Below are 20,151 nucleotides of genomic sequence, written 5' to 3' on the forward strand. Positions count from 1 at the left end.
GGTCAAAGGTCCTCGTACATGCGGCCCGGGTTAAAGATGCCGGCCGGGTCGAAAGCGTTTTTCAGGTTGCGGTGGATCGCATGGATCGCGGGTGCCAGCGGTTGAAACACGTCGTGCCGCGCGGTGCCGCGGTACAGGGTGGCATGGCCGCCATGGCGTGCCGCCAGCGCGCGGATGGCCTGCGGCGTCTCGTGCGAGCGCAGCCAGCGTTGCCCGCCGCCCCACTCGATCAGTTGCGTCCCGCCGTCCTCCTGCCCGGGGGCCAGCACCGGCGCCACGGTAGGCACCGCCAGCCGCCACAGCGGCGCGGCGGCGGCGTCCGCAAAGAACGGATGGCGCTGCTCGCGCACGTCGTGCCAGAACGCCGTGGCCGTTCCGGCGGGCAGCGCCTCGCCACCGATACGTGCCATCGCCGCGGCCACCGCCGCGCCGGCGCCGGACAGGCGCACCGTCAGCAGGCCATCGTGCCAGGCGCTGGCGGACACCGGCATCGGTTGCCCGGCCCAGGCGTTCACGCGCTGCAGCGCGGTTTCCTGGTCCAGCGCCAGTCGCAGCGTGGCCTCCGCCGCGGGACGGGGCAGCACTTTCAGCGACACGTCGAGGATCAGTCCCAGCGTACCGAGCGATCCGGCCATCAGGCGCGATACGTCGTAGCCGGCCACGTTCTTCATCACCTGGCCGCCGAAGCGCAATACGTTGCCCTGCCCGTTCATCAGGGTCACGCCCAGCACGAAATCGCGCACGGCGCCGGCGGCCTGCCGGCGCGGCCCGGCCAGCCCGCTGGCCACGACGCCGCCGATAGTGGCGCCCTCGCCGAAATGCGGCGGTTCGAACGCCAGCATCTGCCCGTGTTCCGCCAGCGCCGCTTCGATCTCGCGCAGCGGCGTGCCGCAGCGCGCGGTGACCACCAGTTCGGTGGGCTCGTAGCCGGTGATGCCGCGGTAGCCCGTGGTGTCGAGCACCGCGCCTTCCGGTGCGCGCCCGTACCAGTCCTTGCTGCCGCCACCGCGGATGCGCAGCGGCACCCCGTCGCGGCCCGCGGCCAGCACGCGCTCGCGGAATGCCGCGCGCAATGGTTCCAGCGTATCGTCCATGTTCCTGTCTCCTCGCTTGTTCTTTGAGCTTGCTTTATCGCTTCACATGCCGGGCCTGCGGCGCCTGCGCGAACCGGAACAGTCCCGCCTCCACCTTGCGCTTGCCGTACTGGGCACAGCGGTCCAGCGTGGGGATGGCCTTGTCGGGGTTCAGTTGCTGTGCCGGGTCGAACGCGCGCTTGACGGCGATGAACGCGGCGATTTCCTCGACCGTGAACTGTTCGCACATCGAATCAAGCTTTTCGACGCCCACGCCATGCTCGCCCGTGATCGTGCCCCCGCCGCCACGCACAGCGCCAGGATCGCTTCGCCGAAACGCTCCGCGCGATGGAATTCACCGGGCTGGTTGGCATCGAACAGGATCAGCGGGTGCAGGTTGCCGTCGCCGGCATGGAAGACGTTGGCGCAGCGCAGGTCATATTCGAGCGCCAGCGCGTCGATCCCCGTCAGCACCTCAGCCAGCTTGCGGCGGGGGATCGTGCCGTCCATGCAGTAATAGTCGGGCGAGATGCGCCCCGCGGCGGGAAACGCGTTCTTGCGGCCCGACCAGAAGCGCAGGCGCTCCGCTTCGTCGCGCGACACGGCGATGGCGGTGGCGCCCGAGCGCGCCAGCACGGCGCTCATGTGGGCGATTTCCTCTTCCACTTCCTCCGGCAGGCCGTCCGATTCGCAAAGCAGGATGGCGGCGGCCTCCGTGTCGTAGCCGGCGCGCACGAACGGCTCGACCATGCGCGCACTGGTGCGGTCCATCATTTCCAGCCCGGCCGGGATGATGCCGGCCGAGATCACGCTGGCCACGGCGTCGGCGCCCTGCACCACGTTATCGAACGACGCCATGATGACGCGCGCCTGCGGCGGCTTCGGCACCAGTTTCACCGTCGCTTCGAGCACGACGCCCAGCATGCCTTCCGAGCCGATGAACACGGCCAGCAGGTCCAGCCCCGGCGCATCGGGCGCGCAGCCGCCCAGTTCGACGATCTCGCCGTCCGCGGTGGCGATGCGCACACGCAGCACGTTGTGCAGCGTGAGGCCGTACTTCAGGCAATGCACGCCGCCGGAATTCTCGGCGATGTTGCCGCCGATGGTGCAGGCGATCTGCGACGACGGGTCGGGCGCGTAATACAGCCGGTGGGCGGCCGCCGATTCCGAGATGGCCAGGTTGCGCACGCCGGGCTGCACGGTGGCGGTGCGGGCCTGCGCATCGATGGCGACGATGCGGTTCATCTTCGCCGTGGACAGCACGATGCCTTCGGCGATGGGCAGCGCCCCGCCGGACAGCCCGGTGCCGGCACCGCGCGGCACGATCGGCACGCGCAGCTCGCGGCAGACGCGCAGCACGGCCACCACCTGCGCCTCGTTTTCCGGCAGCGCGACGGCCAGCGGCAACTGGCGATAGGCCGTCAGGCCGTCGCATTCGTACGGTCGGGTATCTTCTTCGTCGAACAGCAGGCAGTGCTGCGGGAGGATGGTGCGCAGGGCGGCGCGCAAGGCGGTCACCGTGGCGCGCCGTCGTTCGGCGGCCAGGGCAAGATCGTGATCGGGTGCGTTCATTCGGCGGCTTCCTGCTGGCTTGTTTTCAAACGTGAAACCAGTGTAGCGGCAGCCCGGCCCCGGCAGCGGTGAAAAGAATTAACCGCTGTATCCGATATTTTTCATCCGCCGGCGTAGGTGGCCATCAGCCAGTCGACGAACAGCTTCACCTCCGGCCGCAATTGCATGCCTTGTTCGTACACCACGTAATACGCATGGGGCGGCGAGGCGAGGCGGATGCCGAACAGCTCGACCACTTCGCCCTTCTCGATCATCTCCTGGGCAAAGTGCTGCCGCGTGAGACCGACGCCCTGCCCCAGCCGCACGGCTTCGAGCAGCAGGCCGAGATCGTCGATGCGCAGGTTCGTGGTCGGCTCGGGCCAGTCCAGGCCCGCCACCTCGAACCATGGCTTCCATGGCTCCAGCGCGGAGCGCAGCAGCGTGGCCTTCGCCAGCTCGGCCGGGCTGGCAATGCCGCCGATGCGCTCCAGGTAGGCGGGGGTGGCCACAGGGAAGGCCGGCTCTTCCAGCAGCTTCACCGTTTCCAGGTCCGGGTACTTGCCGGCGCCGAAGCGCACTTCCAGGTCGGACTCCGACGGAGCGAGGTCGTACAGCGGCACGGACAGGTAGACGTCGACCACGATGTCCGGGTGCGCGCTGGTGAAACCGGCCAGGCGCGGCAGCAGCAGGTAGCGCGCGAACGTGGGCGGCACCGTGAGCTTGATGCGCGGCTGCGCCGGCGTAGTACGGCCGGGCATCGGGAAGTCGGTCAACGTCTGCAGCGCCGAGCACACGACGTCGAGATAGCTGCGGCCGAAAGGCGTCAGCGTCGGCGCCCGGCCATCGCGGATGAACAGGCGGTCGCCGACGAACTCCTCGAGCAGCCGGATACGGTGCGACAGCGCGGATGGCGTGATGCACAGCTGGTTGGCCGCCACGGCGAACGAACTGGCATGGGCGGCGGCCTCGAAGGCGACCAGCGCGTGGACGGGTGGGAATCGTTTTGCCATCGTGCTCCGGAAATGCTTTGTATAGACTTGAAAACGCCACAGCGCCCGTCCAGGCTGGCACGGGCGCAATATCGGCGCAACTTGGCCGCAATATGGGCCCAATAAGCGGACAAGCCATTCTAGTGCGGAATCATCTCCGTGAACACATAGGCTTGCAGCATGGTCATGATGCCGACGATCACGAGGAACAGCAGGCTGTGCTTGAGCGTGAAACGGAACAGTTCCGATTCCCGGCCCACCAGGCCGGTGGCTGCGCAGGCCACGGCGATCGATTGCGGCGAGATCATCTTGCCGGTGACGCCGCCCGTCGTGTTAGCCGCCACCATCAGCGTATCGGATACGCCGATCTGGTGGGCGGTCGTGGCTTGCAGGGAGCAGAACAGCGCGTTCGACGACGTGTCCGAGCCCGTCAGGAACACGCCAAGCCAGCCCAGGAACGGCGAGAAGAACGGGAAGGCCACGCCGGTGCCGGCCAGCACGAGGGCCAGCGTGGACGACATGCCGGAGTAGTTGGCCACGAAGGCGAAGGCGAGGACCAGCCCGATCGACAGCACGGGCTTGCGCAGTTCCACCACCGTATCGCGGAAGGCGCGCACCCCGTCCCCGGCCTTCATGCCCAGCAGGACCATCGAGATGATGGCGGTGATCAGGATCGGCGTGCCGACCGCGGACAGGACGTCGAGCTTGTACACCGCTTCATAGGCCTTGGGCTCGGCCACGATGGGCACCATCTTCATGACAAGGCCGTCGAGATACGGCATGTGCACCTTCAGCACGGTCCAGGCCAGCGGCCCATTGGTGAACAGGGCCTTGAACAGCGGCAGGCTCCACACGGTGACAATGGCGGTGAGGATGCCGAACGGCGCCCAGGCGCGCACCGTCTGCGCCAGCGTGTAGGGCGAACGGGTGCGGCCGGACAATTCCGCGCCGCCCGCGATGCCGCCGCCGAAGCCGGTCAGCGCCGCCGCACCGCCGGTGGCCACGACGTCGCGCGCGGCGTTCTTGGAAGTCGCCGGCTGCCAGACCTTCAGCAGCAAGGTCAGCGACAGCAGGCTGACCAGGGCGGACGTGATATCCGGCAGCTCCGGGCCGATGAAGTTGGACGTGAAATACTGCGTGACGGCGAAGGTACCGCCGGCCACCAGGGCGCCCGGCCACACTTCCTTCACGCCGCGCAGGCCATCCATCATGAAGACGAGCCAGAACGGCACGAACAGCGACAGCAGCGGCAACTGGCGGCCGGCCATCGCGCCGATGTGCATCGCGTCGATGCCCGTCACCTGCCCCGCCACGATGATGGGGATGCCCATCGCGCCGAAGGCGACCGGCGCCGTGTTGGCGATCAGGCACATGCCGGCCGCATACAGCGGGTTGAAGCCCAGGCCGACGAGCAGCGCGGCGGTGATCGCCACCGGCGCGCCGAAACCGGCCGCGCCCTCCAGGAAGGCGCCGAACGAGAAGCCGATCAGCAGCATCTGCAGGCGCTGGTCATCCGTGATGGACAGGATCGACGCGCGGATCACGGCCAGCTGGCCGGTGCGCTCGACGATCTTGTACAGGAACACCGCCGTGATGATGATCCACGCGATCGGCCACAGGCCGTAGGCGAATCCGTAGGCCGCCGACGCCAGCGCATGCGGGACCGGCATGCCGTAGGCGAAGATGGCGACGAGCAGGGCCAGCGCCAGCGTGACGGAACCGGCGACGTGGCCCTTCATCCTCAGCACGGCCAGCGCGATAAAGAAAAAGATGATGGGAATGGCGGCGGCCAGGGCGGACAGCCCCAGGCTGCCGAGCGGTGCGTAGATTTGGTGCCAGACCTGCATGGTGTGCTCCTCCAGACGATTGGTTTTTTGTAATGTCCGGAGGAGTGTAAGGCTGGCATGCGCGCGAAAACCGCCGCCCGCCGTTGAAATGAATTGACGCCTGAAGTGAAAATCTTTCACCACGTGCCGCGACCGCGGGCCTAGCGGGGTAAGGCTGGTGTCAGGTAGCGGTGGTGTTCCCTGGAATTCATTACGCGGTTTTCGACAGGGTACCGAAGTGACGACCTGGGATGCCGCCTGCGGTACCAGTTCAATCCCAGCAGGCCGATGGCATACAGGGCATAACTCGCGGGTTCCGGGACCGGCGGCGCCACCGTCCCGGCCGATGCAAGCATTTCACTGGTCATCGTCACGTTGAGCCGGTACAGATCGTTGGCATCGAGTTCCCCTGTCGTCAGGGTATAGCTGTCTTCGCGCCAATCGGGAAAATCGGTGTTCGCTCTGCCGAGCTGGATGTTCAGGGCGGCTGGTGCCAACGCCCAGCGCTCGCCACTGTCGACATGGATGATTTCGACCGTGGTGGCGACGTAACCGAGCATCAAGGCATCATCGGTAAAACTCTGCATGCCAAAGGCCAGGCTCGTGCCGACGAACGATACCGTCATCGAACCGCTCGAGACTGGACGAAACTCCATGCTGAGCTGGCTTTGCGCATTGCTTTGCCAGGTACCCCACGGTTCTCCTATCCCATCCAGGCTGGCGGCTTTATTGCGCTGCCTGAGCCGGTATCCGGCAGGGTCGCCGAGCGGAGCGGCGGCCATCTGCTGGTCGGCATACGTAAACACGAGCGGAACGGCGCCCCACGCGTCGATCGCGTTTTCCGGCCATCGGGGGCAGGTCGGTCCCAGGCAGGATTGCGCCAGATCGACGGGAGTGGATGAGGGGCCCGACGCCTGGTTCAATATCCGCCCCAGCCCGGAGGAGAGGTGGCTTTCGGCGCGGTACTCTTGGGTGAGCGAAGCGAAGTCCCCGGCCATGAACGGGGTTCCATCGGCATGGCGCATCTGCAATGCGCTGAGGTCGGCCCATACATGACCGTAGGCAAAAGCATCGGCCCGGGCGTGCGGCCCCGCGGCGAGCGTAACGGTAATCCACGACAATGCGACGATGCTCCAGGCAATATTGCGCGGCGTTGGCATGATGGCCTCCCTTCAAGTTCGGATGCGCACCGGTGCCGGTCGCGCTTGGCATCCAGTGTAGGCACCGCAGCGGCTTGCCTTTGAATATCTTCAAGTAGTTTGATTTTTATCAAACAAAATCTTGAACGAACATCTCTAGTCTTAACGTGCATCTAAGCTGATACCTACACCGCTGCATTTGGCAGGCAACCGGAGGCAACATGAAAACCATGGCATTCTTGGGCGGACTCGTACGCGGGCTTGTGGTTGTACTGGTCTGCGCCACCGCGTCGCCTGCGCGGGCCGAGGCAGATCCACCCCCTTACTCCTTTGCAGTGCGCCCCTTGGGCACTCTGCCCGGCTTGAGCAATTTTGACGCCACGGCAATCAACGACCTGGGCCATGTAATCGGCAATGCCACGGATGCCGGAGGACGCCTGCATACCTTCCTGTACGACGGCGCGCGAATGGTCGACATAGCGCCACTGAGCGCGCTGAATGCTACCGTCAGCGGCATCAACAATGCCGGTCAGATCGTTGGCTCGGCTGGCAATCAGGCGGTCATGTACTCTGCAGGCAGGATCAGCTATCTCGGCACCGGCACCGTGGGCAGCGGAGCCGCCGCCATCAACGATGCCGGCCAGGCCACCGGCTGGGCGCAGTGGAGCGGAACCAGCCGCCAGGCAGTGATTTTCGATAGCGGTTCGGTGCGTGCCGTGACGTGGAGCGATTCGTGGTGGTCCAGCGAGGGAGTCGACATCAACGAACATGGCGACGTCGCGGGAGCGTTCAATCAGCGAGGATCCAATGAAAAGCGCCCCACCCTGTTTTATGCCGATGGCAGCCTGGGTCAACCGTACCTGGACAATGCGTTCTGGTCTCAACGGCACATGGCTACCGGCATCAACGATGCAGGACAGATGGTGGGTTGGTTCGAAACCCACAACGGCGATGGTGCCTACCTGTTCGAGAACGGCGTCACGCATGCGCTCAATCCGCTGCGCTTCGGACGACGCGCCTATGACATCAATAATCACACGCAAATCGTTGGCGAGGGCGGCATCTGGGAGTCTGACGGCATCCTGTACGACATCGCGGACCTGATGCCTGCCGATTCGCCCTGGCGTGTCACGGAATGGGACTTGATCAACGACCGCGGCCAGGTGGTCGCGTCTGCCTGCCTGGGCGATGCATGCCAGCTCGTGCTGCTCAATCCCGTACCTGAGCCGCAGGTCATCGCGATGCTGGGAGCGGGACTGGCACTGTTGGGACTCGCTGCAACCAGGCACAGGCGCCTGCCTGCCGCGTGAGTGAAACCCAAGCTCGTACAGTGCGAGGTTGCGCGATAAGATGATTCCTGCGCTCTTCCGTGCCCCGCACAAAGTCACCGCACTTCAAGCTGCAAGCGCGCCAGCGCAAGACCCTGCGCAGTCGCGGTAGCGTGCGCCAGCCCTACAGCGGAACGAACGCATGGCGCTCCGCCGGCCGGTCCGCTTCAAGCGCCCCCGGATCGCCATTGCCCACGCCGATGATGCGCAGGGGCCCGCTCACCGCGAAGTCCACGCGGTCCGACGCGGTCGGCACCAGCCACCCTTCCCGGTCGCGCACGTTGACCCGGACGACGGCGACGGCGCGGCCATCGGCCGCGAGCCCCAACTACGTTTAATACCGCACAGAGCCCATCGCCTTTCTCTCTATACTGAATTGCAATGGTAGGGCTTGACGTCGTTTTTAGCCGCCCACCAAGTCGCTTCGGCATGAATGCCTATCAGATGAGGAAAAGATGACCCATACCGTTGCAGAAATGCGCGACGCCCAAACCGGTATCGCCACCGCCGAGCCCCGGACGAATGAGGAATCCGGCGCATTGAAATCCAGATCTTCGGACTTGCTTTCTTCTCCCTATGTGCTTGGAGGGGCTGCGCTGGGGATCGCGGCAGCGGGCTATGCGCTCGTCAGGCGCAAGAAAACCGCGCCCTATAAGAAAGCCGCGCCATACAAGAAACCCGCACCACATACTACGGCGCCGGAACGCAGCGAGGACCATGGCGATATGCTGGCAGTGCTTGGCTCACTTGTTTCACTGGTCGCGTCTTTTGCATCGGCTACCAGCAATGCCAAGGTCGGCGCGCCCGCCATCAAGAACGACACACAGGTTGTCCCGACGCGTTCAGAGGAGCACCTGCCTGATGTGAAGGATGCTCAGCCAGACATAAGCACGCCCCCGCGCCCACGGTTCGAACATACCTCGGCAAGCTGGATTGGCAGGCAGTGGCAAATATGCCTGGCAGCGGGCAATGCATGGATCGACGATTACGCACCGAGTATGGGAGCTGCGCTGTCTTATTACATGCTGTTTTCCCTGGCACCCTTGCTGGTCATCGTCATCGCGATTGCCGGCATTGTATTTGGGCACGATGCGGCGCAAGGCGCGATTATCGCGCAGCTTGGAGGCATCATGGGGGAGGAAGGGGCAACTGCCGTGCAGGGCTTGCTTGAAGCTGCACATGAATCGTCGACCGGAATCATTGCCAGCATCACCAGCGGGCTACTGCTACTGTTGGGTGCAACGGCGATTTTCGCCGAACTGCAAACTGATCTGGACCGCATCTGGGAAGTGCCGGAAAAAGATAAACCGTCGGGTATCTGGGGCTGGTTACGCGCCCGCGTTCTATCTTTTGGCTTGGTGCTGGGGCTTGCTTTCATGCTGATGATGTCGCTCGTCGTCAGCGCTGCGCTTGCAGCATCCGGCGAATGGTTGGGCGGTAGTTCGGAAGCGGGAAGCATTATCGCCAATGTGTTGAATTTCGCTGCCTCGCTAGGCATTTTCACAGTGCTGTTTGCGATGATTTTCAAGATCATGCCAAGTGCGAAGATATCCTGGCACGACGTGTGGACGGGAGCAGCTGTAACGGCCTTGCTCTTCAACGTAGGCAAATCGCTGATTGCCCTGTATCTCGCAAAATCGGACGTGGCCTCCGGTTTTGGTGCAGCCGGCTCCATTGTGATTCTCGTCGCATGGTTCTACTATTCGGCGCAGATTTTCCTGTTCGGCGCCGAATACACATGGGTCTATGCGAACAGCAAAGTACGGAGCAAGGACTGATTTCCGCGGGACCGCTTTTGAAGTCCATTGCTGCTTTCAGTTCCTGCTCCGCCCACCCGCCAGGATTAGGGCCATTCTGTTGGGCGGGGATGTGCCAGATGAGCCCGCGTGCAACGCATCGCATCCCTGCCCCGCCCTGCACAAAGTCACCGCACTTCAAACTGCAAGCTCGTCGGCGCAAGGCCCTGCGCCGTCGCCGTCAGCGTGCCGGTGCCCGCTTCGCCGGTCGACTGCACGATCACCTGGGCCCAGCCATTGAACAGGCTGCGCCGCCATGGGGCGGCAGCCGTGGTCACGCGCACGTTGCCCCAGCGGCTGGTGCCGGCCGAGCGGTCGAACAGCCCGGCCACGCCGTCGGCCGGCGTGGGCAGCACGTAGGCCACGCTGTTCCGGTCGCGCAGCAGCGCCGGGTCCAGCGGTACCGCCGGGCTGCCGTCGACCATCTCCGGCGTTACCCGCCGACCGTTGACGTGCACCTGCTGGCCCGGGTCGAGCTGGTCGATGAACAGCATGGCGCTCTGCCCGGCGGCCAGGCGTGGGCGGTCGAACTGCCCGCGCAGCACCATGTAGGGCGTGCGCGGCGGCTGCTGCTCGGGTGGCAGCCATTGAGTGGGATCGCGCCAGTTCGTCATGTCGGCGTCGGGCGCCACTGCAAACCCCGCGTCCGGCCCGGCATCAGGCCCATTCAGCGCCAGCGTGCGCCATCCCGACAGCGGGACGAACGCGTGGCGCTCGGCCGGCCGGTCGGCTTCATGCGATCCCGGATCGCCATTGCCCACGCCGATGATGCGCAGCGGCCCGCTCACCGCGAAGTCCACGCGGTCCGAGGCGGTCGGCACCAGCCGCCCTTCCCGGTCGCGTACATTGACCCACACGACAGCGACGGCGCGGCCATCGGCCGCGAGCCCGCCCATGCCGCCGGAAAGATGTACCGTGGCCGGCGCGCCGGTGGTCGCCACTTCGGTACCGGCGATCCGCACGCCGCGCCGGTATGCCACGGCCTCCAGCTGGCCGGGCGCATACGGCACGCTCCAGCGCAGGTGCGAGTCGCGCACCATCGGCTTGCGCCCCAGCGAGCGGCCGTCCTGCAACAGTTCGACTTCGTCACCATTGCTGTACACGCGCACGTCGATGGGCTGCCCTTCCCTGCCCGGCCAGTTCCAGTGTGGCAGGATGTGCACCATCGGCTCCGGGCGCCACCATGCCTTCAGGTACCAGGCGGTGTCCTTCAACACCCCAGTGGTATCGAGCATGCCGAACTGCGACGAAATGGCCGGCCAGCCGAACGGCGTGGTCTCACCGCGGTAGTCGAAGCCAGTCCAGACGAACATGCCGGACATCCAGTCACGCTCCTGCACGCGGCGCCAGCCTTCCTCGATGCTCAGGCTGTTGCCCGGGCGGCCCTGACGGTCGTAGGCATTCAGGTGCACCTTGGCGCGGTCGTCGACATAGATGCCGCGCGTGGTCAGCGTCGAGCCCTCCTCCGTCATGGCGGCCGGCTTGTCGGGGTGGGCGCGGTGGAAGGCGTCCACGTCGTGCTGGGCGCCGTAGTTGAAGCCGATCACGTCGGCGCCCAGCGAGGTGCCCCGGCCGGACGAGCTGGCGGCCACCGACGTGCGCCGCGTCGGGTCGAGCCGCTTGACGATGGCGTGCATGCGCTGCGCCAGGTGGGTGCCGAGCGGCTTGCCTTCCAGCGCCCATTCCTCGTTCCCGACCGACCACAGGATCACGCTCGGGTGATTGCGGTCGCGCCGCACGAGGCGTTCAAGCTGCGAGACGATCTCGGGCGAGGTGCCCATCATGCGGTGCTCGTCGATGACCAGCATGCCGAGGCGGTCGGTGGCGTCGAGCAGTTCCGGGGTGGGCGGATGGTGCGCCGTGCGGTAGGCATTCACGCCGAACGACTTGAGCTGCTCCAGGCGCCAGTCCTGAAGGCCGTCGGGCAGCGCCACGCCGACACCGGCATGGTCCTGGTGGTTGTTGGTGCCCTGCAGTTTGATGCGCTTGCCGTTCAGCGAAAAGCCCTTGTCCGGGTCGAACGCCACGGTGCGGATGCCGAAGCGGGTGTCGTAGGTGTCGACGATACGACCATCCTGGAGCAGTGTGGTGCGCAACACGTAACGGTGCGGATCGTCGAGCGACCACAGGCGCGGGTTCACCAGCGCCAGGCGTTGGCGGGAATCGGCGGTGGCGGCAGCGCCGACGCCCAGGCCGGCGGCGCGGGTGCTTGCCAGTGTGCCGCCATCCGGGCCGAGGATGCGGTGTTCGGCTGTGAAGCGCGCGGCCTTGTCGGCGTCGTTGCGTACAGTGAGGTCCACTTCGATCGCGGCGCGGCCGCCGGCCACGGTGGACTTCACGAAGGTGCCCCACTGCGCCACATGCAGCGGCGCGGTCTTCGTCAGCCAGGCGTGCCGGTAGATGCCGGCGCCTTCATAGAACCAGCCCTCCTCCACGGTGGCGTCGACCCGCACCACGATCGTGTTGGTGCCGCCGTAGTCGAGGTAATCGGTGATGTCGTGGCGAAAGCCCGAGTAGCCGCTGGGTTCCCTGCCGAGATAGTGGCCGTTGACCCAGACCACGCTGTCGCGGTAGGCGCCGTCGAACTCCAGTGCGATGCGCCGTCCCCTGTCGCTGGCCGGGATGTCGATGGTCTTTCGGTACCAACCCACGCTGTTTTCCGGGAAGGCACGGCCGATCGCCTTCGAGCCGTGGTTGGTATTACCGCGCGCATCGAACGGCAGCTCCACCGCCCAGTCGTGCGGCAGGTCGACCCGGCGCCAGCCGGCGTCCTTGAAGCCGGGTGCGGCCGGGCCATCGCCATAGCCCGCCTTGGCGAAGAAGAACGCCCGCGTGCCGTGGCCGAAGTCCTGGCCCGCGTCAAAGGCGTGGCCGTACGCGAAGCGCCAGTCCCGGTCGATATTGATGCGCTCGCGCGGCGCCTGCGCGCCGGCCGGCAGCAGCCATGCCAGTAGCGACAGCGCCAGCAAGACACGTTTGAAGAAATGCCACATGGTGGTCCCGTGGATGAAGGATAGGGGATGATGAACGCGGGTCGCAAACTTTCACCCCAAAAGCGAAAGGCTGGGGTCAGACCCGGCGGGGTGAAGCAGGGGTTTCGCGAAGCATGCTTCGCGCCTGCGGAACGGTGCTGGCATGCATGCCAGCACTCCTCTCTGACCCCGGATTTTGCTCCGGGGTGGAAGCACTGCTATCGCGGGCGCAGGTGCAGCACCACCACGCCGTGCGCCGGCACGTTCATCGCGTACGGCTTGCCGGTGTCGCCGGTGGCGCCGGTCCACAGTTCCGTGAAGCTGTGGCGCACCTTGCCGAAGTGCACCTGGTTGTGGGTGAATTCATCCTTCAGTTCATGCTCGTTCCAGTCGAACCGGTAGTTGCGCGGCTTGTCGGCGCGGTTCAGGAACATCAGCGCCCACTCGCCGTTGGCGAGCGGCTTGGCATACATGTCCAGCTGCCCGTCGTTCATGAAGCGCCATGCCTGGATGCCGCGCTCGTCCTGGTTGAGGGCGATGACGCGGCGATTCGTCAGGATCTTGCGGGTGGTTGCCGACATCTTGCGGATGTCGTTGCCGGCGATCAGCGGGGAATTCATCATGGCCCAGATCGAGAAGTGCGCCTTGTCCTCGTCCTCGGTCATGCCCTTGCCGACCTCCATCATGTCCATGTCGTTCCAGCGACCCGGCCCCGAATACTTGCGCAGGCCGGCCTGCTTGTCGAGAATCGGCAGCACGCCCCACGACGACCACGTGCCGCGGTTGAAGTCGCAGTCCCAGCATGGATAGATGTCGCCCGTGGTGCGCCACGAGTGGCCCACGTCCGCCGCCCAGTCCCACGGCTTGGTGTCGCCCCACTCGCAGATGGCGAACAGGATTGGCCGGCCGGCGGCGCGCAGGGCGTCGCGCATGGTGGTGTAGGCACCCTTCGAGTTCAATCCCTCGGTATCGCACCAGTCGTACTTCAGGTAGTCGATGCCCCAGCGCGCATAGGTCAGCGCATCCTGGTATTCGTGGCCGCGGCTGCCCGGCTTGCCGGCGCAGGTATGCGCGCCGGCGTCCGAGTAGATGCCCAGCTTGAGGCCCCGTTCGTGGACATAGTCGGCCAGCGCCTTCATGCCCGAGGGGAAGCGCTGCGGGTCGGGCTGGATGAAGCCGTTCTCGTCGCGCTTGCCGTGCCAGCAGTCGTCGATGTTCACGTACACATAGCCGGCCTCGCGCATGCCGGTCGAGACCAGCGCGTCGGCCGCTTCGCGGATCAGCTTTTCGTCGATGTCGCAGGCGAAGGTGTTCCACGTGTTCCAGCCCATCTGCGGGGTCTTCGCCAGTTCGGTGAACTTGGCCGGGGCGGTGGCGGCCGCCGGCTTGACGCTGGCCTGGGCGTGGGCGTCGGAAGCGGAAAAGGCAACAGCAAAGGGGGCGGCGACCAGGGCGCCGAGCATCAGTCGTGGCAGTCGTGCTTTCATATGGCTCTTCTAGTAAAGCGATGCGGGCGGCGCCGGAAGCGCCGCTGCCCGCATCAGTTGGTAAGATGGTTCAGAACGAATATCCGGCGCGCAGGCTGTAGCGCGGTCCCGAGACGAAGTGGGCGCGGCGCTTGTCGCCGATCCCCTGGTGCATGGTCTGGCCATAGCGCGCATCGCTCAGGTTCTGCGCCTGGAAGTCGACCTTGAAGTTCTCGCTGAACTTGTACGACACGCCGCCATCGAGCTGGCCGTAATCATCGGCCCACAGCGGCAGGCCCCAGGCCACGTTGCGCTCGCCGAAGTCCGCGCTGGCCGGGTTCATGTCGGTGCCGTCCGAACCGCGCGTGCCATTGGTGTTGGTGCTGAGGAAGTAGCGCGAGCGCCAGTTGTAGGCCAGGCGTGCCGACCACGGCCCGCGGTCGAACAGGATCGCGATGTTGTAGGCGTTCTTCGACATCTGCGCCAGCGGCAGGTCACCGAAGGTGCGGCCATCGATGTCGCAGCCGTTCATGTTCAGGTTGATGTTGGCGGCTCCGCCTTCGCTGCCCGAGCAGAACTCGCTGCGCACCGGGTTGTACAGCTTGCGATGGCTGTCGACGTAGGTGTAGTTGGCCTGCAGGCCGAGCCCCTTCAGCCAGTCGGGCAGCCCGTCGAAGTACTGCTGGTAGGCGATCTCGGCGCCGCGCACGTTACCGCGCGCGCCGTTCACGGGCGACGTCACCAGGAACTGCTGCGTGCTGCCCTGCACGTCCGGCAGGCCGATCGACACCGTCTGGTCGATGACCACATCCTTCAGGCGCTTGCCGAACAAGGCCAGCGTCAGCGAGCCGGAATTGGCGAAGTACCATTCGGCCGTGAGGTCCAGCTGGCGCGAGGTGATCGGCTTCAGGGAAGGATTGCCTTCCGCGGTGCCGGTGCGGCGCACCGCGGTCACAGTGGTGACGCCGGTGGCTTCGTTGAGCACGGAGTCGATGTCCTGCGACATCCTCGTGTAGGCCTGCAGGTCGGCGAAGTCCGGCCGCGACATCGAGGTGCCGAACGCCGCGCGGAACTGCAGCTTGTCGCTGGCCTTCAGGCGCAGGTTCAAGGTGGGCAGGACGTTGTTGTAGTCGTTCTTCACGTCGCGCCGCTCTTCGAAGGCGGGAATGACCGGCACCGGCAGGCCGGTAACCTGGGCCCCCGCTGGCGGCGCCGCACCGGGCCGGAACGAGGTGTAGCCGCGCGAGCGCGAACGGGTCTGCACGTAGCGCACGCCGATGTTGCCGTCGACCGGGTACGCCAGGTTGTCGAAACCGAAGCGCAGCTGGGTGTAGAAGGCGCGCGTCTTCTCGCGCTGGTCGTTGGTGCCGGCCGGGTTGTCGCCGCCGAAGCGCGCGGGCGTCCACGCCTCGCAGGTGCCGCCGCCGAGGGCCACCCTCTGCTCCTGGCACAGCAGCATATGGTAGGAGTGCAGCAGCTGGTACGAGTCGGGATAGCCGGCGGCCACGCTGGGCGCCGGGAACACCACTGCCGGCACGCTGATGTCGCCGCCGAAGAAGTTCGGGAAGCTGTTCGTCACGGTCGGCGCGTTGAAGCGCGGGTCGCTGAGGTAGGCCAGCTTGCCGATGTCCCAGTCGATCATCCACGGCTGTGTCACGCCCTTCCAGTTGTAGCTGGGATCGGAGTTGACCGTCAGCGCCTCGCGGTCGGTCAGGCGCACCCCGAAGCGCAGGTCGCGCAGTACCGGATGGTCGAAGGTATAGCGGGCATCGCCCTTCCACGCCTTCAGCTCGCCGGTGTTCCGGTGCATGTGTTCCATCGTGCTGCCCCAGTAATAGTTCGCGGGGTTGGCCAGGAAGGTGCGCTGGTCGTCGGTAAACGCGATGCTCGGCAGCTTGCCGCGGTAGTCGAGACGCTGGCTCGGCATCAGCATGCCCAGACCCACCGCCGACGAAAAGGCATCCGCCTTCGAGGTGGTGCGCTGCAGGTCGCTGGACAAGGTCCAGTCGTCCGACACCTTCCACTCAACGTTCCAGCCGATGTCGGTGGTTTTCGAGTTGCCCTTGTTGAAGCCGCCCGCGTTACTGAACGGGATGCCGCCGTTGACCCGGTCGCTGATGGTGCCGGTCAGCAGCGCGCCCCGCTCGTCGTAGGTGGCGTCGGACACTTGCAGGTCGTATGGGGCGGCCGAGGAGAAGATCGACTGTTCGAGCGCATTGTCCTTGTAGCGCGACTGGAACAGGGTCAGGTGGCTGCGCACGTCCTTCATGCGCCATTGCAGGGCACCGTAGGCGCCCTGGCGCTTGCGGTCGTACTCGTAGGTGCGCCACTGCGCGCCTTTCGGGATCCACACGGTGCGCCCCGGCTCGATGTCCGTGCGCGGGTAGAACGGTTCGAACTGGAAGGTGTCGGTGCGGGTCGAGCTGTCCGACGAGGCGATATCGAACAGCACGCCCCACTCGCCCAGGCTGTTCTTCCAGCGGTTCGAATACAGCAGGGAGCCCGACAGGTCCGGCTTGCCTTTGCGCAGCGTCGAATGCGTGACCTCCAGCGAACCGCCGACACGCTGGCCCTTGAAGTCGAACGGCAGCGCGGTGCGCAGGTTGACCAGGCCGGAAATGCCGCCTTCGGTCTGCTCGGCCGACGGATTCTTGTAGACGTCCACGCCCGACATCAGTTCGGGTGGAATGTCGCCCCAGCTGAGCGAGCGCCCGCCATTGGCGGCAAAGGCCTCGCGCCCGTTCAGTTCCGAGCGCACGTAGTTCAGGCCACGGATGTTCACGCCGGCCCCTTCCACCGAGAAGCGTTCGTTGTCGCCGGCCTGGCGGTTGATGCTCACGCCGACCACGCGCTGCAGCACCTCGGTGACGGAGCGGTCGGGAAGCTTGCCGATGTCGTCGGCAACGACCGAATCGACGATCTCGTCGGAGTCCTGCTTGATCTTCTGTGCGGAATTGAGCGCGGCGCGCTGGCCGGTGACCACCACCACCGATCCGCTATCGGCTTCTTGCGCGTGCGCCGTGCCGGCCATCCACGCGAGCTGGGCCACCGCCATGGCGATGACGGTCCTGCTGGTTCGTTTCATGTTGTCCCCTCCTGATGGGCCAGGCCGCGCGATGGCGAGCCTGGTCTGTTTTTTTACGGCGCGCCCGTGCATGCCGTTCCTGTTTTCGTCATCAACCTGAACGGAAGATATACGAAAGATTTCAAGCGGAACGATGAATCATGGCCTCTGCAGCGTCAAGGCCGCCATGCGGATCAGGAGTTATTTCGCGGTGCTTACTAAACAAGCGTGCCTGGAAAGCAACGCTGGCCCGGGGCAGCAGGAAAAATGGTCGAAGGAGTGGTTCGCCAGCCATGCGGCGAAGGTGGCGCCATTCAGGTAGATGAACCTCGAATGAACCCTGGATGACGATCAGGGAGCGCCGGACGGGTGCGGTGCGACCGCCTGCGCCTGCGGCTTGCGCGTGATCGCGACCAGGCGGCGCATGGCCGTCTCCGGCGCGATGCGCTCGTCGTTCCAGAATTCGCTCAGCACGTCCCGGAAGGCCTGTTCGAGCTCCGGTGCCAGCGCCATGGCCAGCGCCGGAACCAGCGTGCCGTCGCGCGTCGCGCCCTGGAACGCAGCGGCGGCCTGGCGCGCACACGGACCGTAGCCGTCCAGTGCAACGCCCGTGCGGGCCGGGATCGAGCCCTTGTGCAGGTTGAAGCCATGCTGCACGCCAGCCGACATGACCAGCGCCGCGAGATCGTGCTGGCCGCGCAGCTGGCCGGCGGGGCCCTTGAACATCGCGAACGAATCGACCACATAGGAAAAGCTGCCAGCCGTTCCTGGCGACGGCACGCAGGCGAAGCTGTCGCCCCGCTTGCGTGGTGTCGGGTACAGGTGCGGATTGGCCCAGTCGCCCATCAGCAGCATTCCCGCGGCGCCGCTGGCCATCGCCACGGCCGCTCCCTGCTCCGGCACCGCTTGCCCTGCTCCCGTATAGGCCCGGATGCGCCGGAACGTCTGCAGCACCCGCGTCATCGTGGCCCCGGTGAGCTGGGCAGGGTCGTGCGCGACCAGCGCCTGGCGGTAGAACACCGGCCCGCCCACGCCCAGCGCCACGCTTTCGAACAGCAACTGCTCTTCCCACGCATGGCCGCCATAGGCCAGCGCCGTATGGCCGGCGCGCTTCATGGCCTCGGCGGTGGCGAAGAACTCGTCCCAGCTGGCCGGCACGCGCGCGCCCGCCTGCTTCAGGATGCGCTGGTTGATCCACAGCCAGTTGAGGCGGTGGATATTGAGCGGCACGCCGACATAGCGGCCCTGGTGCTTCATGGCCTCGGCCACCACCTTGGGCAGCGCCGCATCCCAGCGCTCGGCACGCGCGAGTTCATCGAGCGGCAGCAGCAGGCCGCGCCGGGCCATGGCGGCGATGACCGGGCCCTTCATCTGCGCCACGGCGGGCGGATTGCGCAGCCGTATGCGAGAGTCGAGCAGGGTCGTGGCCATCCCCTCGGCGCCATTGGCAACGGCGAAATCGATCCACTCATGCCCGCGCGCGCGCAGCGCGGCCTGCAACACCTGGGCGGCCTGCTGGTCGGGGCCGGTCTCGAGATGATTGAGCACTTCCAGGGTCGCTGCGGCGCTGCCGGCGGCTGCGCCGGCGAGGGCCAGCGCCAGCAGCATGTGCGCGGCCCCCATCATGGCCGGCGCCCCGCCGCGGCGATCATGCGGTCCATGACCGTGCGCGGCGCGATCCGCTCGTCGCGCCAGAAGTCGGTGACGATGTCGCGCAGCGCGTCCACCACGGTCGGCGCCAGTCCCACGCCCATGCTCGGCACCAGCGTACCGGTGCGGGCAGCGAGCCGGTACGCCGCACCCGATTCCCGGGCGCAGGGACCGAACGGCGCCAGGTCGGCGTCCAGGCGCACCGGCAGCGCGCCCTTGGCCAGGTTCATCTGCCGCTGGATCGGCGGCGACATCAGCGCCGATGCGAAATCGCGCTGCGCCCCGGCCCTGGACGGCGCGACCTTGAACAGCACGACTGAATCGAGCGCAAAGACATAGCCCGGCGCATGGCCCGGCGTACCGGCCCGCGTGTGCACCGGCGCGGCGGCACAGGCGTAGTCCAGCCGGCCCGCCGCAGCCGCATCGGCAAACAGGGGGCCGGCCCACTCGCCCATCAGCTGCATGCCGGCCTGGCCGCGTATCAGCTCCGCCGACGCGGTGGTCCAGTCGCGCTCTGGCCGGCGCGTATCGGTGTACTGCTTCAGGCGCCGGAAGGTCAACAGGGCGCGCTCCATCTCGGGACTCGCCAGCGCGGCGGGGTCGAGCTCCACCAGCGCCCGGCGGTAGAACGCCGGCCCGGCGCTGCCCAGCACCACGGTTTCCAGCACGTGCAGGTTCTGCCACGGCTGGGCGCCGTGCGCCAGTGGCACGAAGCCGGCGCGGCGGATCGCCCCGGCGGCCGTGAAGAATTCGTCCCACGTGCCGGGCGCCCGCACACCGGCCTTCGCCAGCACGGCGTTGTTCATCCACAGCCAGTTATTGCGGTGCACGTGGACCGGAACGGCGACATAGCTGCCGCGGTACTTGAGCGTGGCGGCGACCGCGGCCGGCAGCAGCCTGTCCCACCCTTCGGCACGGGCCAGCGGGTCGATGCCGCCCAGCGCGCCCTGGCGCCCCCATTGGCCGATGGCATCCACCGGCATCAGTTGCGCCGCCGCGGGGGCATCGCCGGCCATGATGCGCCTTCGCAGCAGCGTAACGGCGTCCGCGCCATCGGCGCTGGCGCCGACATCGCGCCAGTCGTGGCCTTGTGCAGCCATGCGGTTGCGCAGCTGCGCCATCGCTCCGGCATACTCGTCGCCGGTCCAGTAATGCAGCACCTCGAGCTCGCCGGCCGCGGTCGCGCGCATGCCACAGCACGTCAGCATGGCGACGACGATCGCCGCGCGGGCGGACAGGCGGGGTGGCTTCAAAACAGCTCCTTGGCATCGAATGAGCCGGACATTACCACGCAAGC

Annotated in this window: 12 protein-coding genes and 1 pseudogene; 2 read left to right on the forward strand and 11 right to left on the reverse strand. The window is 66.4% G+C overall.

Annotated elements, in window-relative coordinates; genetic code table 11:
• Window positions 1-2 precede the first annotated feature (2 nt).
• The 5 genes and pseudogenes from glcE to EWM63_RS00615 all read right to left on the reverse strand — a co-directional run bounded on the left by glcE (window position 3) and on the right by EWM63_RS00615 (window position 6,599).
• Window positions 3-1,094 (reverse strand): glycolate oxidase subunit GlcE, encoded by a 1,092-nt coding sequence (gene glcE, locus EWM63_RS00595; protein ID WP_130184822.1) that lies wholly within the window; start codon window positions 1,092-1,094, stop codon window positions 3-5.
• 34 nt (window positions 1,095-1,128) lie between these two features.
• A pseudogene (locus EWM63_RS00600) lies at window positions 1,129-2,645 on the reverse strand (FAD-linked oxidase C-terminal domain-containing protein).
• Window positions 2,646-2,746: 101 nt separating this feature from the next.
• Complete coding sequence (locus EWM63_RS00605) at window positions 2,747-3,634, reverse strand: LysR substrate-binding domain-containing protein (protein WP_130184823.1); 888 nt, start codon at window positions 3,632-3,634, stop codon at window positions 2,747-2,749.
• 119 nt (window positions 3,635-3,753) lie between these two features.
• Window positions 3,754-5,460, reverse strand: a complete 1,707-nt coding sequence (locus EWM63_RS00610; protein WP_130184824.1) for a lactate permease LctP family transporter — start codon at window positions 5,458-5,460, stop codon at window positions 3,754-3,756.
• Between the two features lie 140 nt (window positions 5,461-5,600).
• Entirely contained in the window at window positions 5,601-6,599 is a 999-nt protein-coding gene (locus tag EWM63_RS00615; RefSeq protein ID WP_130184825.1) for an EDSAP-1 family PEP-CTERM protein, read from the reverse strand.
• Between the two features lie 200 nt (window positions 6,600-6,799).
• On the opposite strand from EWM63_RS00615, the gene EWM63_RS00620 reads away from it, so the two are divergent.
• Window positions 6,800-7,888 (forward strand): DUF3466 family protein, encoded by a 1,089-nt coding sequence (locus EWM63_RS00620; RefSeq protein ID WP_130184826.1) that lies wholly within the window; start codon window positions 6,800-6,802, stop codon window positions 7,886-7,888.
• A gap of 142 nt (window positions 7,889-8,030) precedes the next feature.
• On the opposite strand, the gene EWM63_RS31650 is transcribed toward EWM63_RS00620, so the two are convergent.
• Complete coding sequence (locus EWM63_RS31650) at window positions 8,031-8,234, reverse strand: hypothetical protein (RefSeq protein WP_165390705.1); 204 nt, start codon at window positions 8,232-8,234, stop codon at window positions 8,031-8,033.
• Between the two features lie 127 nt (window positions 8,235-8,361).
• On the opposite strand from EWM63_RS31650, the gene EWM63_RS32225 reads away from it, so the two are divergent.
• Window positions 8,362-9,684: a YihY/virulence factor BrkB family protein gene (locus tag EWM63_RS32225; RefSeq protein ID WP_229487648.1), complete on the forward strand. Its 1,323-nt coding sequence runs from the start codon at window positions 8,362-8,364 to the stop codon at window positions 9,682-9,684.
• Between the two features lie 146 nt (window positions 9,685-9,830).
• Here the strand turns inward: EWM63_RS32225 and galA are convergent, their stop codons facing one another.
• The 5 genes from galA to EWM63_RS00650 form a co-directional block, all read right to left on the reverse strand.
• Complete coding sequence (gene galA, locus EWM63_RS00630; RefSeq protein WP_130184827.1) at window positions 9,831-12,695, reverse strand: beta-galactosidase GalA; 2,865 nt, start codon at window positions 12,693-12,695, stop codon at window positions 9,831-9,833.
• A 197-nt stretch (window positions 12,696-12,892) separates the two neighbouring features.
• Window positions 12,893-14,161 (reverse strand): glycoside hydrolase family 27 protein, encoded by a 1,269-nt coding sequence (locus EWM63_RS00635; protein WP_229487649.1) that lies wholly within the window; start codon window positions 14,159-14,161, stop codon window positions 12,893-12,895.
• A 70-nt stretch (window positions 14,162-14,231) separates the two neighbouring features.
• Window positions 14,232-17,225: a TonB-dependent receptor gene (locus tag EWM63_RS00640; RefSeq protein ID WP_130184828.1), complete on the reverse strand. Its 2,994-nt coding sequence runs from the start codon at window positions 17,223-17,225 to the stop codon at window positions 14,232-14,234.
• A 330-nt stretch (window positions 17,226-17,555) separates the two neighbouring features.
• Entirely contained in the window at window positions 17,556-18,830 is a 1,275-nt protein-coding gene (locus EWM63_RS00645; RefSeq protein ID WP_130184829.1) for an ABC transporter substrate-binding protein, read from the reverse strand.
• Window positions 18,827-20,107, reverse strand: a complete 1,281-nt coding sequence (locus EWM63_RS00650) for an ABC transporter substrate-binding protein (RefSeq protein WP_130184830.1) — start codon at window positions 20,105-20,107, stop codon at window positions 18,827-18,829. Before EWM63_RS00650 ends, EWM63_RS00645 begins: the two co-directional genes overlap by 4 nt.
• Between the last annotated feature and the right edge of the window lie 44 nt (window positions 20,108-20,151).

Source organism: Pseudoduganella lutea (assembly GCF_004209755.1).
GTDB classification, from domain to species: Bacteria; Pseudomonadota; Gammaproteobacteria; order Burkholderiales; family Burkholderiaceae_D; genus Rugamonas; species Rugamonas lutea.